13 protein-coding genes are annotated in these 17,197 nt (G+C 43.8%); 10 read left to right on the forward strand and 3 right to left on the reverse strand.

Features of this window, described 5'->3' with window-relative positions:
• The first annotated feature begins 44 nt into the window (after nucleotides 1-44).
• The 6 genes from typA (at nucleotide 45) to LA303_RS13520 (ending at nucleotide 8,004) form a co-directional block, all read left to right on the forward strand.
• A complete protein-coding gene (typA, locus tag LA303_RS03830; RefSeq protein WP_240526611.1) occupies nucleotides 45-1,847 on the forward strand; it encodes a translational GTPase TypA in 1,803 nt (600 codons plus the stop codon).
• Between the two features lie 300 nt (nucleotides 1,848-2,147).
• A complete protein-coding gene (ffh, locus tag LA303_RS03835; protein WP_240526612.1) occupies nucleotides 2,148-3,476 on the forward strand; it encodes a signal recognition particle protein in 1,329 nt (442 codons plus the stop codon).
• Between the two features lie 27 nt (nucleotides 3,477-3,503).
• A complete protein-coding gene (gene folD / locus LA303_RS03840) occupies nucleotides 3,504-4,403 on the forward strand; it encodes a bifunctional methylenetetrahydrofolate dehydrogenase/methenyltetrahydrofolate cyclohydrolase FolD (protein WP_240526613.1) in 900 nt (299 codons plus the stop codon).
• Between the two features lie 10 nt (nucleotides 4,404-4,413).
• Nucleotides 4,414-5,343 carry a YncE family protein gene (locus LA303_RS03845; protein WP_240526614.1) on the forward strand — a complete coding sequence of 310 codons (930 nt, stop codon included), beginning with the start codon at nucleotides 4,414-4,416 and terminating at the stop codon, nucleotides 5,341-5,343.
• On the forward strand, nucleotides 5,324-5,956 hold the full coding sequence (locus LA303_RS03850; RefSeq protein WP_240526615.1) for a 7-carboxy-7-deazaguanine synthase QueE: 633 nt from the start codon (nucleotides 5,324-5,326) through the stop codon (nucleotides 5,954-5,956). Before LA303_RS03845 ends, LA303_RS03850 begins: the two co-directional genes overlap by 20 nt.
• A gap of 146 nt (nucleotides 5,957-6,102) precedes the next feature.
• Complete coding sequence (locus tag LA303_RS13520) at nucleotides 6,103-8,004, forward strand: OmpA family protein (protein WP_317196910.1); 1,902 nt, start codon at nucleotides 6,103-6,105, stop codon at nucleotides 8,002-8,004.
• A 3-nt stretch (nucleotides 8,005-8,007) separates the two neighbouring features.
• Here the strand turns inward: LA303_RS13520 and LA303_RS03860 are convergent, their stop codons facing one another.
• Nucleotides 8,008-9,228 (reverse strand): MFS transporter, encoded by a 1,221-nt coding sequence (locus LA303_RS03860; RefSeq protein WP_240526616.1) that lies wholly within the window; start codon nucleotides 9,226-9,228, stop codon nucleotides 8,008-8,010.
• Nucleotides 9,229-9,332: 104 nt separating this feature from the next.
• Here LA303_RS03860 and sfsA point away from each other — a divergent pair, with 104 nt between their 5' ends.
• The 3 genes from sfsA (at nucleotide 9,333) to LA303_RS03875 (ending at nucleotide 11,692) form a co-directional block, all read left to right on the forward strand.
• The gene (gene sfsA / locus LA303_RS03865) at nucleotides 9,333-10,028 is read left to right on the forward strand and encodes a DNA/RNA nuclease SfsA (RefSeq protein WP_240526617.1); all 696 of its coding nucleotides are present in this window, start codon (nucleotides 9,333-9,335) and stop codon (nucleotides 10,026-10,028) included.
• Between the two features lie 72 nt (nucleotides 10,029-10,100).
• Nucleotides 10,101-10,583, forward strand: coding sequence for an RNA polymerase sigma factor (locus LA303_RS03870; RefSeq protein ID WP_240526618.1), 483 nt, complete (start codon nucleotides 10,101-10,103; stop codon nucleotides 10,581-10,583).
• Nucleotides 10,580-11,692 (forward strand): anti-sigma factor, encoded by a 1,113-nt coding sequence (locus tag LA303_RS03875; protein ID WP_240526619.1) that lies wholly within the window; start codon nucleotides 10,580-10,582, stop codon nucleotides 11,690-11,692. Before LA303_RS03870 ends, LA303_RS03875 begins: the two co-directional genes overlap by 4 nt.
• 18 nt (nucleotides 11,693-11,710) lie before the next feature.
• Here the strand turns inward: LA303_RS03875 and LA303_RS03880 are convergent, their stop codons facing one another.
• Together LA303_RS03880 and LA303_RS03885 are read right to left on the reverse strand one after the other, a co-directional pair.
• Entirely contained in the window at nucleotides 11,711-14,779 is a 3,069-nt protein-coding gene (locus tag LA303_RS03880) for an efflux RND transporter permease subunit (RefSeq protein WP_240526620.1), read from the reverse strand.
• 30 nt (nucleotides 14,780-14,809) lie between these two features.
• A complete protein-coding gene (locus tag LA303_RS03885) occupies nucleotides 14,810-15,865 on the reverse strand; it encodes an efflux RND transporter periplasmic adaptor subunit (protein WP_240526621.1) in 1,056 nt (351 codons plus the stop codon).
• A 200-nt stretch (nucleotides 15,866-16,065) separates the two neighbouring features.
• Between LA303_RS03885 and LA303_RS03890 the strand changes: the two genes are divergently transcribed.
• Nucleotides 16,066-17,196, forward strand: a complete 1,131-nt coding sequence (locus LA303_RS03890) for an ATP-binding protein (RefSeq protein WP_240526622.1) — start codon at nucleotides 16,066-16,068, stop codon at nucleotides 17,194-17,196.
• Nucleotide 17,197: the final 1 nt, after the last annotated feature.

Consider the following 17,197-nt stretch of genomic DNA (forward strand, 5'->3'; position numbering starts at 1 on the left):
TCCCCGTACCTTTGCAGCCCGAAATTTTTAGCACATAAACGACGATGGAAGAAATCAAAAACATTGCCATTATAGCACACGTTGACCACGGAAAAACAACGTTGGTTGACCGGATTCTTTACCAGGTGAAACTTTTTAGAGAAAACCAGAATATGGGAAACCTCATTCTTGACAACAACGATTTGGAGCGGGAAAGAGGCATTACCATTTTGTCAAAGAATGTATCGGTTCGGTATAAAGGCGTTAAAATCAATATTATTGATACTCCGGGGCACTCTGATTTTGGCGGAGAAGTGGAACGGGTCTTGAATATGGCTGACGGAGTTTTGTTGGTGGTGGATGCTTTTGAAGGTCCCATGCCTCAAACCCGGTTTGTCCTTCAAAAAGCCATTAACCTGAACCTTATTCCGGTGGTGGTGATTAATAAAGTGGATAAGCCCAACTGTCGCCCTGAAGAAGTGCAGGAAGCGGTTTTTGATTTGATGTTTAATCTGGGAGCCAGCGAAAAACAACTCGACTTTCCTACAGTTTACGGTTCATCCAAACAAGGATGGATGGGCCCCGACTGGAAAACTCCGACTTCAGATGTTTCGTATCTTTTGGATGTTATTTTGGAACATATTCCTTCGGCAAAATATGTGGAAGGAACCCCGCAAATGCAAATTACTTCGCTCGATTATTCGTCTTATGTCGGACGTATTGCTGTGGGCAGGCTGCTTCGCGGCAAGCTGAAAGCCGATATGAATGTGTCGTTGGTAAAACGGGACGGAAGTATTGTGAAATCGAGAATTAAAGAATTATACCGTTTTGAAGGCCTGGGAAAAGAAAAGTATAAAGGAGAAGTGTATGCCGGTGACATTATCGCACTGATGGGACTGGACGACTTTGAAATTGGCGATACGGTGGCCGATTACGATGAGCCTGAAGGGTTGCCTCCCATCAAAATTGATGAGCCGACCATGAGCATGTTGTTTACGATTAATAATTCGCCGTTTTTTGGAAAAGAAGGAAAGTATGTGACTTCGCGCCATCTGCGTGATCGTCTTTTTCACGAAACGGAAAAAAACCTGGCACTGCGGGTAGAAGAAACCGAATCACCCGATGCGTATCTTGTATATGGCCGTGGCATTTTGCATTTGTCTATTTTGGTAGAAACCATGCGCCGTGAAGGGTATGAGTTTCAGTTGGGACAGCCCCGGGTAATCATTAAAGAGATTGACGGGGTGAAAAATGAGCCGATTGAAGGACTGACGGTTTTGGTTCCGGAAGATTTTTCCGGCCGGGTGATTGACATGGTAACCCAGCGGAAAGGTGATTTTGTGAATATGGAGCCTAAAAACGACCGGATGATGCTGGAATTTAATATTCCGTCACGTGGAATTATCGGATTGCGAAATGCCATTTTAACGGCTACCGAAGGCGAAGCCATTATTGCTCACCGTTTTAAACAGTTTGAACCCTGGAAAGGGGAGTTTGAAACCCGTAACAACGGGGCGCTGATTTCCATGGAAACCGGTACAGCGGTGGCTTATGCCATTTGGAAACTGATTGACCGTGGCCGTTTTTATATTTCGCCTAACGACCAGGTGTATGCCGGACAGGTGATTGGCGAAAGCAATCGTGATAAAGATATTGTGGTGAATGTGAATAAGGGGAAAAAACTGACCAACATGCGGGCTTCCGGTTCCGACAATAAAGTGTTGATTCCGCCGGCGGTAAAATTCTCGCTGGAAGAGTACATGGAAATTATCCGGAAAGACGAATATCTGGAAGTAACCCCACGCTCGCTCAGGCTGCGTAAAATTATTCTGGACGAAACCCAACGCAAAAGAGCCAATAAAAACTAATTGGCAACAGGATTTCTTACTTTTTTCTCACATTAGGTTTTGCCTTTGTTTGTCGGGGCAATGGAATAATTCTGCACCAGACTCCGCAGGAGTTCCTTTGAAGGGGGGTACAGAATTAGCCGATACGGCTTTTGACCAAGGGTATAAACGACAGCCCGTTTGAATGACGCAGCCGGGCAGGCCCGTTCGGTGCCCAAAAGAATTTGCATTCCCTCTGTGGATTTTGTTTCCTTTTGTCGTGTTGTTTCCTACCGGTAAGCCATAGAATTTATTACTTTTGCCCACCTAAATCAAAGCACTATGTTTGAAGGATTAAGTGACAGACTGGACCGCTCGTTTAAAATATTAAAAGGACAGGGGCGGATTACCGAAATTAACGTAGCCGAGTCGGTGAAAGAGATTCGGAAAGCGCTTATTGAAGCGGATGTGAGCTATAAAATTGCCAAGCAGTTTACCAACGAAGTAAAAGAAAAAGCACTGGGACAGAATGTGCTTACCGCGGTGAAACCGGGCGAACTGATGGTGAAAATCGTTCATGATGAGCTGGCAAAACTGATGGGTGGCGAGCATGTGGACATTAACCTGAAAGGAAGTCCTGCCGTGATCCTGATTGCCGGTTTGCAAGGTTCCGGTAAAACCACTTTTTCTGCAAAACTGGCAAATTACCTGAAAAACAAAAGATCCAAGCATCCGTTGCTGGTGGCTGGTGACGTTTATCGTCCGGCTGCTATTGAGCAGTTGAAAGTACTCGGCGAACAAATTGATGTGGAAGTTTATACCGAAGAAGACAATAAAGATCCGGTAAAAATTGCCAAGAATGCCATCAAGCATGCCCGTGAGAGCGGAAGGAACGTGGTTATTATTGATACCGCCGGTCGTTTGGCTGTGGATGAGCAAATGATGAAAGAGATTGCGGCCATTAAAGAAGCAGTAAAACCTACGGAAACACTTTTTGTGGTGGATGCCATGACCGGTCAGGATGCGGTAAATACCGCCAAGGCATTTAACGAAAGGCTTGATTTTGACGGTGTTGTACTGACTAAGTTGGATGGGGATACCCGTGGCGGAGCTGCGTTGACTATTCGTTCTGTGGTGCAAAAGCCCATTAAGTTTGTGGGGATTGGCGAAAAAATGGATGCCCTGGACTTGTTTCACCCCACACGTATGGCCGACCGGATTCTCGGAATGGGTGATATTGTTACCTTGGTGGAAAAAGCCCAGGAACAATTTGATGAAGAAGAAGCCCGGAAGCTGCAAAAGAAAATTGCCAAAAATCAATTCAATTTTGATGATTTCCTGAAACAAATTCAGCAAATCAAAAAAATGGGAAACATCAAAGATCTGATGGCGATGATTCCAGGCATGGGGAAAGCCATTAAAGATCTGGACATTGATGATGATGCATTTAAAAGCATCGAAGCCATCATCCATTCCATGACGCCGGAAGAACGGGCTAACCCGCGTTTACTGAACGGCTCGCGACGGAAACGGATTGCCCGGGGCAGCGGAACGACCATACAGGAAGTCAACCGGCTGATCAAACAATTTGGTGAAACCAGCAAAATGATGAAAAAAATGACTACCGGTCGTGGAAAAAATATGATGCGTATGATGGGAGGAGCCCGGTAAACCTTTCATTTAAAAATATTACAAACCATGGCAAAGAAAAAACAAACCGTTATCATTGACGGGCGTCAGGTAGCTGCTGACGTAAAAGAGTCGATTAAAAAAGAAGTGGCACAAATAATCGACCGGGGCGAAGATGGCCCTCATCTTGCTGCTGTGTTGGTGGGGAATGACCCGGCCAGCGAAACGTATGTGGCCAGTAAAGAAAAAGCAGCCCATGCCGTGGGAATGATGTCATCTACTTATCGTTATCCGGCGGATATTACGGAGAAAGAATTGCTTGAAGTAATTGACTATCTGAATAACGATGAGGAGATAGATGGTTTTATTGTGCAACTTCCTTTGCCTCCGCATATTGATGAGGATAAGATTATCCGGCATATTCATCCGGCCAAAGATGTGGATGGTTTTACCCCTGAGAATGTGGGGAAAATGGTTCTCGGACAACCGGCTTTTCTTTCGGCTACACCTGCCGGAATTATGGAGTTGCTGAAATATTATAAAATTCCGGTTGCCGGAAAACATGTGGTTGTTTTAGGCCGTTCCAATATTGTGGGGCGTCCCATGAGTATCCTGCTCTCGCAGAAATCAGAGGACGCTAATGCTACGGTTACCCTTTGCCACAGTGGTACCAAAAATCTTGAAGAGATTACCCGCTCTGCCGATATTCTCATCGTGGCCATTGGAAAACCGCAGTTTGTTACGGCTGATATGGTAAAAGAAGGTGCTGTGGTGATTGATGTGGGCATTCACCGTTTACAAGATGCTACAGCCAAAAAAGGGTATCGTCTGGTAGGCGATGTTGATTTTAACGAAGTGGCCAAAAAAGCGTCGTTTATTACGCCTGTACCAGGAGGCGTTGGCCCGATGACAATTGCCATGTTGTTGAAAAACACCTTGTTGGCCCATAAAAAAGAAATTTATTCGTAAGTCAATTAAAATGCAATTTATTTTTTCTTTTATAAGAAAGGGAATCCCCTTTCTGCTCGTAAGCCTGACGCTGGTAGCGTCGGCACAGAATCGTGTACCTCAGGAGTTCAAACCGAAAGTGGTTTGTCATCTGCCGAAAGAAGTAGATGAAACTTCGGGATTGATATTTTGGCGTAACAGCCTTTGGACCCATAATGACAGTGGCGGACTTCCGGTAATTTATCGCCTGGATACGGCAACCGGAAAAGTTGTTCAGCGGATTACCATTGCTGGTGCAGTAAATCATGATTGGGAAGATATTTCTCAGGATGAAAAATATATTTACATCGGCGATATGGGAAATAATTCCGGAAATCGTCATAACCTTTGTATTTATCGCGTCAAAAAATCAGACATTCCGGATCATGGTGATGTCTCGGTGCCGGCAGAAAAGATTGCCTTTTCTTATCCGGATTATAAAAGACCGGTAAAAAACAGAAGAGAGAACAACTTTGATGATGAAGCTTTGATGGCTTATGGCGATTCGCTTTATCTTTTTTCCAAAGACTGGAAGGATCAGCAAACGCGTTTGTATGCTTTGCCCAAAACTCCCGGAACGTGGACGGCTCGTCTTTTGCTGCAGTATAATGTTCAGGGACTGATTACCGGAGCCGATCATTTAGGCAGCCGGACGGTTTTGCTGACCGGTTACACCCGTGGTACCTGGAAACCTTTTCTGGTTTTGCTGACCAATTTTTCCGGTTCAAACTTTTTCTCAGGAAACGTACAAAGGATCAATTTACGGGCTAAGGCTACACAAATTGAAGCGGTGGCTTTTGCCGGGAAAAACCGGGTTTTTCTTTCGTCTGAAGGTCGTATGCCGGCTTATAAACAAACCTTGTATGTTTTTGACCTCAATCAATTGCCAAGCGGAGAAAAGAATGGAAAATCCGGAAACTGACGTGTTGGACGGTGGCCGGAAACTGCCGGTGATGGAGAGGTTTTATACCCTGCAGGGCGAAGGTTTTAACATGGGTCGTGCGGCTTATTTTGTTCGCATCGGTGGATGTGATGTGGGCTGTTCGTGGTGCGATAGTAAAGAATCGTGGAATGCAAAACTTTTTCCGCCTGTGCCTGTTGAAGATGTGGTAAAAGAAGCGGTTGCCGTGCCTGCCCAAACGGTGGTGGTTACCGGCGGTGAGCCTTCGCTTTATCCGTTGGATATTTTTACCGATGCTTTGCGCGAAAAGGGAATAAAAACCATGGTGGAGACCTCCGGTGCACATCCATTATCCGGCAAATGGGACTGGATCTGTCTTTCTCCCAAGAAAAATTCACCGCCACGGGCTGATATTTTTCCTCTCGCCCACGAGCTGAAGGTTATTATTCAGGATGATTCGGACTTTTTGTGGGCCGAAGAAAATGCTGCCCGGGTAACTCCGCAGTGCCATCTTTTTTTACAACCTGAGTGGAGTGTGGCGCCAAAAATTATGGAAAGCCTGACCCGTTATGTGATGGAACATCCCCAATGGCGCATCTCGCTGCAGGCACATAAATACATGGGGATTCCGTAAAAAAGAATGGTTTTTCCTTTTGCTTTTCGTTACTTTTGTCTTTTCTACCTATACTGATTTTGTCTGACATGGAATATCCGGTCTTTTGTCGGCCTTTTTTTGCTGCGGTTTCTTTTTTGCTCCATAAGGCGCGAAAGTTCCGGGTTTTGTCTCTTCTTTGGGTTTTTCTTTTTTCTCCGGTTTTTTTGTTGCCGGTAAGAGCACAACAGGAAGTGCCTAAAAAAACACGGAAAATTTTTCTGCAGGCTGAAACATTTTATCAGCAAAACCGGCTTGACCAGGCGGCGCAGATGGTAGAAAAAGTACTTCAGCGAAGCCCAGATTTTGTAAAAGCTTATTTCTTGCAGGGTGATATCTTGGCTGCCCGGAAACACTTATCGGCATCCATAAAAAGTTACCGGAAAGGATTGTCTATTGATTCGGTTTCCTGGCCATCGGCTTATTATGTTTTGGCTTTAAGAGAATACAAAACCGGCGATTATGCAGCGGCCTTGCAGCATATCCGTCATTTTTTGCAATTGAAAAATAATCCGGTTTTTCCGGAAGCCATGCATTTGCAGCAGGCTGCAGCTTTTGCGTTGCAGGCAGAAAAGTATCCGGAAAAAACCCGGTTGATCAGGCTGGATAGCCTGATCAATACAACAGCTGATGAATATGTCAATTTTGTGAATGAGAACCAATCAGAGATGATTTTTACCCGGAAAAAATTCTTTTTGAAGAATGGACGGAAAACATTCCGGGAAACTTTTTATGCATCGGTCTGGAAATCCGGTTTTTGGCAAAAGCCACAAAGAATGCTTTTCCCCTGGGATTCTACTTTGAATATGGGAGCGATGAGTTTATCGGTTGACGGACGGACAATGTATTTTACCGGTTGCTCGTGGCCGGGAGGTTATGGCCGTTGTGATATTTATGTGAACCGCAAACGGGGAAGAAAATGGTTGTATCCGGAACATCTTGACCGGAATGTGAATACTTCATCGTGGGAAGCACAGGCGGTTGTTTCGGCAGATGGGAAAAAGTTGTTTTTTGCATCGAACCGTCCGGGGGGAAAAGGCGGGTCCGATCTCTGGATGTGCTATCGAAACCCGGATGGCCGCTGGGGAAAAGCCATTAATTTGGGAGACAGTATCAATACTTCCGGAAATGAAATGGCCCCATTCCTGCATCCCGATGGAAGAACGCTTTATTTTTCTTCCAACGGTCGTCCGGGTTTGGGCGGATATGATTTATATATGTCGCGGCTCGATGCTGCCGGCCATTGGTCTAAAGCGGTCAATCTGGGGTATCCTGTAAATACCAAAGCCGACGAAATTAATCTCTTTGTAAGTCTTGATGGCCGCCGGGCATGGTTGTCATCGGACCGGGATACAACGCATACCGGATATGATATTTATACTTTTCCGGTTTATAAAAAGATGGCGCCTCGTAAAGTGCTTTTTGTGAAAGGGGTGGTCAAAGATTCCCTTTCCGGGAAAAAACTGTCGGCAGCAGTGGTACTTACCGATTTGTCTTCCGGAAAAACGGTGGATTCTTTGATGTCTGATCCGGTTAACGGTACGTTTTTGGTTGTGTTACAGGATAGTGCCGATTATGCTTTTCATATCCTGAAGAAAGGATATCTGATTTATTCGGAAAACATAAACCTTAAACAATTTCCTGCCGAAACATCGGTAAACCGGACTTTTTTCCTCCAACCGGTGAAGAAAGGAGCTGTTATGCGGCTTGAAAATATTCGTTTTGCTTTTGATCAGGCGGTATTGTCTGCCTCTGCCTATCCCGAGTTGAACCGGTTGGTCCGGTTTTTAAAAGAGAATCCCCGGCTTGACGTGTTGATCGTCGGTTATACCGATAATGCCGGATCTCCGGCTTATAATCTGAAACTGTCGCAGGCCCGGGCCAAAGTGGTTTATGATTATCTCGTTTCGAAAGGAATTGACAGGGCGCGTTTAAAATACAAGGGATTGGGTAATCAGCATCCGGTGGCCTCCAATGCCACAGCCCGCGGGCGTGCTGTCAACCGGAGAACAGAAATCATTATCCGGTAGCCGTTAATTTTTACAGTTAAGCTTGTAAATAAAGAAAAGAGAAGAAAGCACCAGGATCATAAAAAGTCCGAAAAAAGGAAGAAATCCCAGGTGTTTGATAATCCATCCGCCGGCCAGTGGAAAAATAGCCGGTAAGATACTGCCTGCACCGGCAATGCCGGTATATAGTGTACGGTTTTCCGTACCGGAAATTTCCAGTAAAACGCCATTCATTGAAATGCTGTACGAAGTATACACGATTCCTCCAATGAAGAAAATGACGGCCAGTGCCGGAATGTGAAAAGGCAAAAGCATCAGAAGCGGTAAAAGAAAAGCCAGTACAGCACCTCCGTACAAAAGCGAACGGTATTTGTATTTCCCGGCCAGGAAAAACAAGGTGAGCGCCGTAATAACGCTGCCGGTGATCTTTACCAGTAAAAACCATCCGGTAGAACCTCCCTGGGTGTGATAAACTTCTTTCCCGTAAAGGATAATGAATGGCAACAGGGTAATGCTAACGCCCATGGTGTTGATAAAACCGAGAAAATATTTTAACCGCGGGTTGTCTTTTAACTCGGTACGGACAAGCCGGATAAAATGTTTGGGCCCTTTTACTGTCAGTTTGGACGGAATAATCTCTTTCAGGTTCCAGAATCCCAGCGAAGCGGTAAGCAGCGCTCCGAAGGCGATAAAATACATGATGGCATAATTTCGCGGATAGTCGTAGGCCGAAAGAACCTGCTTGGCAGCCAGTGCTGCTAAAAATAAAACCACACCGTTGATGGCTTGTCGTAAAGAGAAAAAAGGTTTCCGTGACTCCGGCAAAACCGATTTGCCAAAAATATCCATGTAGCTGACATTGGCAAATGCCCCGCTGAAAGAAAAAATGGTGATCAGTACAAAAATGAGCCAAATGATCATTTGCGGTTGCAGTAAGGAAGAAAAATAGAGCATCAGCCCCATGCCAAGCAGGGCCATAACCCGCAAATTAATCCCTAATAGCAGAAATCCTTTTTTGTAATGGAAATTACTGACAAACGGCGCAAAAAACAACTGGGTCAGGCTGGCACCACCTACCATGATGGCCGTCATAATACCAATTTGCACGGCTGTTCCGCCGGCATCCACCAGCATGGAAGGAATGACGGTGTCGGTATCCATAAAGGGTCTCGACAAAGCAAGAAAAGCCGAATGCCAAACCAGCGAATAAAAGTTCCGTTTGGATATTTTGGGCGTTAAAGTCATTGATGCTAAATTGGGGTGCAAAGATATTGAAGTTTCAGAATTGCACGGTTTGCCCCTGGCGTTTTTCCGTACTTTTGTCAAAAACAGAAAAATACAGTTTAAAAATGCAGTTTAAAGAAAAGCTGGTTCACGGGAAATTGATCAAACGGTATAAACGTTTTTTGGCCGATGTGGAACTGGAAGACGGAACCGTGGTAACGGCGCATTGTACCAATTCGGGTTCCATGAAAACCTGTTTGGAAACGGGGGCTCCTGTGTGTCTTACGCCGGTAAACGATCCGAAACGTAAAACCAAATTTACCTGGGAGATGATATTTATCAATGGCGGCTGGATAGGCATTAATACCTCCATTCCTAACTTGTTGGCTTACGAAGCCATCCGCGACGGGAAAATCAAAAAACTGCGGGGGTATACTTCGGTGAAGAGGGAAGTAACTTTTGGCGACAGCCGTTTTGATATTTTTGCCGAGAACGACCGGGAAAAATGTTTTGTGGAAGTAAAAAATGTAACCATGAAATCCGGTGATTTTGCTCTTTTTCCGGATGCCGTAACTACCCGTGGGAAAAAACATCTTGAAACCCTTATGGAAGTAAAAAAAGCCGGAATGCGTGCCGTGATGCTGTATGTGATTCAGCGAACGGGTGTTCACCGGTTTGGCCCGGCACGGGAAATTGATCCGGCTTATGCCGATGCTTTGGAAAAAGCCGTGACTGCCGGGGTGGAAGTGATACCGGTACAGGCTGAGGTTTCTCCGGAAAAGATTGAGATTGTGCGCGAATTACCTTTTGTTCTCCGGTAAAAAAAAGACCGGATTGTAACAAATGGTATCTGTTTTTCGTTTCATCAATAATGACAGCAATTTTACCCTTGAATGAACATACGTGAATACAACCGTTGTGTGGATGAAGTAGCCGACGGGCTTTACCGGTTCCTGTTGAAGAATACGAAAGAACATGAACTGGCTCAGGATTTGGTGCAGGAAGCTTTTATGCGGTTGTGGGAACATCATGAAGAGGTAAAAAGGGAAAAAGGAAAATCGTGGTTGTTTACAACAGCTTACCGGGCGATGGTGGATCATTTCAGAAAATACAACCGGATGGAAACATTGGAACCGGAAAAAAGTGCCGGAACGGTTTCTTCGGGTTATTCCGATTTAAAGGAAATTCTGAATAAAGCCGTGGAGCTGTTGCCGGAAATACAACGGTCGGTGATTCTGCTGCGTGATTATGAAGGTTATTCATACCGTGAAATAGGCGAAATTACTGGCCTGAATGAGAGTCAGGTAAAGGTGTATATCTTCAGGGCAAGAATGTTTTTGAAGAAGTTCATCGGTAAACCGGAAGTAGTAATATGACAATTGACAAGGAAAATTACGGACAATACATCATTGATTATTATGATGGGAACCTTTCTCCGGAAGAGAAAGCGGAACTGTTATTGTTCCTTGAACAGCATCCTGATTTGCAGGAAGAATTCAATGCATTTGCTTCCGCACCTTTGCTAAAAAAAGAAACCATTCGTTTCCCGCTTAAGGCAAGCCTGAAACAGCCCGAAGTGGTTGCCACAGAACGTATTCACGAACAAAACTATCCGGCGTATTTTGTATGGGCACACGATGGAGAACTTTCGTCGGAAGAACAGCAGGATTTAACCGCTTTTTTAACGGCTAATCCGCAGCTGAAAGAGGAATATCTTGTTACCGGAAAAGCAAAAGTGATTCCCGACAAAAAGGTTTTGTATCCGGATAAAGAACAGTTAAAAAAACGGACGGTTTTGTTTTGGTGGCCTTATGCTGCATCGGCAGTGGCTGCTTTGTTACTGCTTTTTTGGGGGCTGTCGTTGTTGATTCCGCATAAGCCGGTTCGGCAAATTCATTTGGCTTCTGTTTCTGAAACCGTTAAAAAGTTGCCATCTAAATCAGCACCGGTTGTTTTTGCAGAGAAAAAAGTAGACATCAAAAAGAAAAAAATAACGTCGCCAAAAGAGGAGAAACAAAAAAAACATCCGGTTTCCAGACATTCTCTGTTGCCGATCCGGCGTTACAAACCGGTGAACATGCTGGCTTCTGCTGATATAACTCCGTTTTTTGAGCAGGAACGGGATTATGCACCACTGCGTTTTCCTACAACGACCTTACACACGGAGACTTTAATCTTGTCGGAGCCTGTGGTTGTTGAGAATGTCCGGAAGGATAATTTACTTCGCAAGACCCTTGGTAAACCTTTCTCAGAGCTGGCTACCGTTTTTGCACTGCAAAAAAAGAAAAGAAAGGCAGAAGAAGTCCACGACAAAGGTTTTGTGAAAATACTTGAAAAAGGAGTGGATGCCGTAAATGCATTGACCGATCATGATATGGTAATGGTGAAGACTTACGATGCCAAAGGGAATCTGATTGATTATCATCTGCTTTCTGATAATTTTAGCATCAACCGGTCGGTAAAAACAGCTTCGTTAAACCGGTAAGCCGGAAGGAATTCCAATTTATCCCCATACATTTTTCTTTTCAAACTTCTGTGCAAACAGGCTATAAAACATGGGAATTACATTCAGCGAAAAAATGATTCCTGTGATCATTCCTCCGATAACGGTGACGGCAAAAGGCTGATGAATGGCCGATCCCAGGCCGGCAGCTGCCGGCAGCAGGGCAATGATGGTGGTTAATCCGGTCATTAAAATGGGGCGGGTTCGTAAATGAACGGCTGCTTTCAGGGCCTCCGGCAGGCTGTAATTTTCTTCCTTTCGTAAACGGTTTATTTTATCGATTAAAAGAATGGCATTGTTCACCGAAACACCGGTTAAAGTCAGCAGCCCAAGGGCAACAGAAATGTTTAGTTGTTGCCGGGTGATGAGCAGAATGATGAAAACGCCGATAAAGTCCAGCGGAATTTTTAAGAGGATAACAAAAGGCTGCCAGAAAGAGTTGAATTGTAAATATAGAATGATGTAAATCAGGATAATTGCGATTAGAATCACAAAAATAAACGACCGGAATGTCTCCATGAGGGTTTGATACTGACCCCGTATTTGCAGATGATAGCCGGTAGGCAAAGCATGAATTTCCAACGCAGTTTTTAACTTTTTTACCGTATTAAAAAGATTTCCCTCAGGATCAGCCACGATGGTGATTTCCCGTTCGCCGTTTAAGTGGTTGATGAAAGGCAAAACGTTAATCATTTTTACAGAAGCTACGTGGTTCAGCGGAATATATTTCCCGGTCTGCGTACGAATGGCCAGGTGTTCCAGTTTTTCAGGGTTGTTCCGGTCAGTTGGTGGTAAACGCAAAAAAACAGAAACCGGAATTTGTTCTTTAATAAAACGGGTAACGGTTTCTCCGCGGAAAGCCAGTGCCAGTTCCCGGAATAAATCAATGCCGGAAATGCCGTACCGGGCCATTGCAGCACGATGGGGCAAAACTTCTATCTGTGGAACAAGGTATTTTGAACGGTTGATGATTTCGCTGAAATCCCCTGTTTCTTTGAGCGTTTTTTCAACAGAAGCCGCAAGGCGGGTAAGCGTGTCCAAATCCGGACCGGTTACGGTGACGCCGAAAAAAGCAGGCAGTCCGCTGAAACTTTCGTCGATGTTTTCCTGTGTTGGCTGATGATAAAGGATTACTATCCCATCGAAAGCTGTCAGTTGTTTCTTGAGTCTGCTGATCAGCTGGGATGCGGTTTCTGTGCGATGTTTTTTATCAACCAGTTTGATAAACATTTCTCCGCGGTTGACGCCTTCTACATAGAAAGTGTTCGATGGGGAACCCGTACGCAGATAAATATTATCTACGTTGGGATTTTTTTGAATGATCTGCATCAGTTCTCCGGCTACTTTTTCAGATTCTTTTAAAGAAACCCCAGGCCGCATCACGTATTCGAACAACAGGGCGCCTTCGTCCACAGGCGGGAGTATGTCGGCTTTGTTGGTAACGGGCAGCAGGCTGGCTCCTGCAACGAATAAAATAAACAGCAAGAGAATAATTGTTTTTTTGTGGGATAGAGAAAAGGTCAGCAGTTTGTCGTTGTAAAAGTGAAATCTTTGTAAAAAGACCGGTTCTTTCAGCTTTTTGTTTTTCAGTCCGTTGGCTCCTGCACGATAAACCAGAGCTGGAATAACCGTGACAGAAATCAAAAAAGAACCGGTTAGTGTTAGGGCGATGGTTGTCCCGAAAGGAGTGATTAGATCTTTCAGATATCCTGAAATAAACAGTAATGGGAGAAAAACAATGATCGTAGTCAGTGTGCCGTTCAGGTCGGCAGCAAAAATTTCACGAATTCCATTTCGAATGGCTTCAACAAGAGATTCTCCTTTTTCCAGGAATTTTTCGATGATCTCCAGCACGATAACCGAATCATCCACCACCATTCCCAGCGAGAGGGTCAGCGCAGCCAGGGTGATCATGTTCAGCGTGTAGCCCATGGCATACATGATGGTTACGGCAAACATTAAAGCCAGTGGGATGGTTACGGAAACAATCAGGGTAGGAGTGAGGCGTTGAAGAAATAAAAATAAAATCAGCATAGCCAGGATGGCACCGATGTAAATTTCTTCGCGAACACCCGACATGGATGAACGGAGTATCTCCGACTGATCATAAAATTTATGAATCTGTGTGCCCGGTGGCAATAGTTTTTTTAATGTTTTCATCGATTTCTGAACCGATGAAGCCACCCGAATGGTGCCTGAACCGGCTGTTTTTTGTACCAGCAGGGCAATGGCCGGATATTTTCCGGCGCGGACGATGTAATGTTTGGGTAATCCGCCCTTTTTTATGTTGGCGATATCCTTTAGTAACACCGGTAAGCCGTTGGGCCGGGAAGCTACTTTCAGCTGTTGTAAATCGGAAAGCGATTGATACTGGCCATTTCCCTGAATCGGTACATCATAATAATTCAGAGCAAGGTATCGTCCTGAAACGATGATGTTATTGTCTTTCAGTACCTTTTCAATATCGGCGAAGCTTAAATGTAACAAACGCAGTTTTTGTGCATCGGGTTCTACGATAAAAGCGGGGCGTTCCCCTCCAATGACTTCTATGCGGGAAATATTCCCAAGACTCAGCAATGCGGGTTTTATACGGTATTGAACAAGATTACGAAGTTTCCAGGATGGGATTTTTGGGTTGGTAAAAGTGAATCCGATGATTTCCTGCATGCGGCTGCCAAGGTTGTCAATTACCGGCACTACTCCTGCCGGCAACTGACCCGATAACCGAGAAAGAGCGGCTGCAGTAAGCTGGCGGGCTTCGGTAATCGTATAATTGCTGCTGAATTCTACGGTAACTTCGGAATGTCCCATGGTGGTAACCGATGAAGTACGTTTTATCCCGCGGATACTTTGCAATGCCTCTTCCACAGGACGGGTGACTAAAATTTCCATGTTGTTTGGCGAAACCCCGGAATATTCTGTCACAACGTTGATTAAAGGATAGTTTAATCCCGGAAAATAGTCCACGGGCATTTTGTACAAACTCCAGGCTCCGAAAAGGATCAGAATAACCATCCCGGCCAAAGTGTAAAACGGATGTTTAATGAAATTTTCAATAAACCTTTTCATCGGCTTGAACTTTTTTAATTGGGCCTTTGGTTAGTCGTCCACTTTCATCGTCCGGGAAAGGTTTCCGTAAAACACTTCAAAAGCCCCTTCCGTTAACACGACCATGCCGTTTTTTAGCCCTTTTTTGATTTCTGTTTGTCCGTTTTGGGTTGGTCCGGGGATGACCGAGATTTTTTGGTAGTGATGATCAACCAGTCCCATCACATAAAAATGATTATTCTGCCGGATAACAGCTGTTTGTGGAACGGATACGGCCTTGTGCCGGTTAACAAGAAAAGAAAACGAAACGTAATTTCCGCATTTCAGCAGGTGGAGCGAATCTTGCAGCGTGATCCAGAGTGTGTGTCCGCCAGTGGATGGATTTACCGCTTTTTCTTTGTAAATGATTTTTCCTTCAAAAGTGTTTTGACCAATCTGTAGTTTTATTTTGTTGTGGGGTAAACGGTTGATATTTCCATAGAACGGTGCAACAAGTTTTACATGGTCGTCGTCCTGAAAAGTTCCGAGAAGCTGGCCGACAGCGGCGTCTTCTCCCTGGGGTACCTGCAAATTGTCGAGATAACCACTGAACGGAGCTTTATAGCGGGTCATGGTAAGAAAATAATTCAGTTCGTATTGCGCGTTGTTCAGGTTGTTTTGCGCTTTTTGTAAGTCGCTGGTAACTTTTTCAAATTCAATTCTTGACAGAAAAGATTTCTCCGCCAGCTTTTTTTTGGCTTCATAAAACTGTTTGTAATACAGGTATTGTGTCTGGGCAGTGGTGAGCGCTTTTTCCAGCTTTTCTCGTTTTAAGTCGATTTCCGGACCATTGATCGTATAAATAACCATTCCTTTTTTAATGTGACCTTGCATGTTTTTGAAGTGTACAATACCCCCAAATTTGGCTTCCAGGTCCAGCGTTTTAACGGCTTGGATGGTTCCAAAACCATTGATTCTTTCGTAAAAAGTTTTTACAGTAGCTGTGGCGGTTTCGGTTTTAACATGAACTTTTTCGTGGACTTTTGATTCCTTGTGTCCACAGCTTACAAGAAAAAGCAAAAGAATAAAACCTATTGGTAATATCTTGATGAAAAAACGTTTTGTCATGAGTTTTTGAATTATTCTAAAACAATTTGGTTCAACAAAAAACAAGAATAGAAAAAGAATCTAAAGGAAATTTAAAGAGCAGGCTTCCTTAAATGCAGATAAATTCCAAAAAGTTTGTTAATTTTTTGGAGTAATACTCCTAATAATTCAATTATTTTTTGGAATCTACGTATAAATAATCTACTTTTGTATTAAAAAAGATGAAGCTGTACCGCAAATACGGAAATCTTGCTCCCTATTTAAAACCAAACAAAGCACTCATTATATTGGGGCCTCGTCAGGTGGGAAAGACCACTCTGATGGAAGATTTCCTTTCAACAACCAGCCTGAAAATTAAAAAAGTAACCGGAGATAACATTACTATTCATCAGGCACTTGGTTCACAGTCGCTAAAAGAAATAACGTCTTTTTGTGAAGGTTACGATTTAATCGCCATCGACGAAGCACAAAAAATTCCTCATATTGGAATGGGGATGAAATTAATGGTTGATCATATTCCTAATATCCGGATTATTGCAACCGGCTCTTCTTCTTTTGAGCTTACAGGTCAGACTGGTGAACCGTTAACAGGGCGAAAAACCACTTTGATGCTCTATCCTGTTGCACAAATGGAAATGCTTCATCATTTTAACCGTTATGAATTAAAAGAAAAAATAGATGAATTTTTAATCTATGGTAGTTACCCTGCCGTGATAACGGCAGAAACTGTTACGGAAAAAAAGAATATTTTGGAGGAACTGACAGGTTCCTATCTGTTTAAAGATATTCTTGAATTTGAGAGAATTAAAAGTCCGCAAATTTTGATCGATCTCCTCCGATTATTGGCATTTCAGGTGGGTAGCGAAGTGTCCATCAATGAATTAGCTCAAAACCTGAAAATTGATAACAAGACAGTAAAACGTTATATCGAATTACTCGAAAAATCTTTCATTATTTTTACGTTAAGAGGATACAGCAGCAACCTACGAAAGGAAATCTCAAAAAAAGCAAAATATTATTTTTACGATAATGGTATCAGAAATACTGTTATTGCCAATCTCAATCCTTTAAACATGCGAAACGACAAAGGACAGTTGTGGGAAAATTTCCTTGTGCTGGAACGCTTAAAAAAACAAGCTTATACATCCCTTTATGCCAATAATTTTTTCTGGAGAACATGGTCGGGTAAAGAAGTTGACTTTGTAGAAGAACGTGATGGAAGACTTTTCGGATTTGAATTTAAATGGAAAGCCAAAAACAGTAAGCCTCCCCAACTATGGTACGACATTTATCCGGAAGCTTCGTGGCAGGTAATTGACAGATCAAATTATTTGGATTTTGTAACCGGTTAAA

This window comes from Candidatus Sulfidibacterium hydrothermale (assembly GCF_020149915.1).
Lineage (GTDB): Bacteria > Bacteroidota > Bacteroidia > Bacteroidales > F082 > Sulfidibacterium > Sulfidibacterium hydrothermale.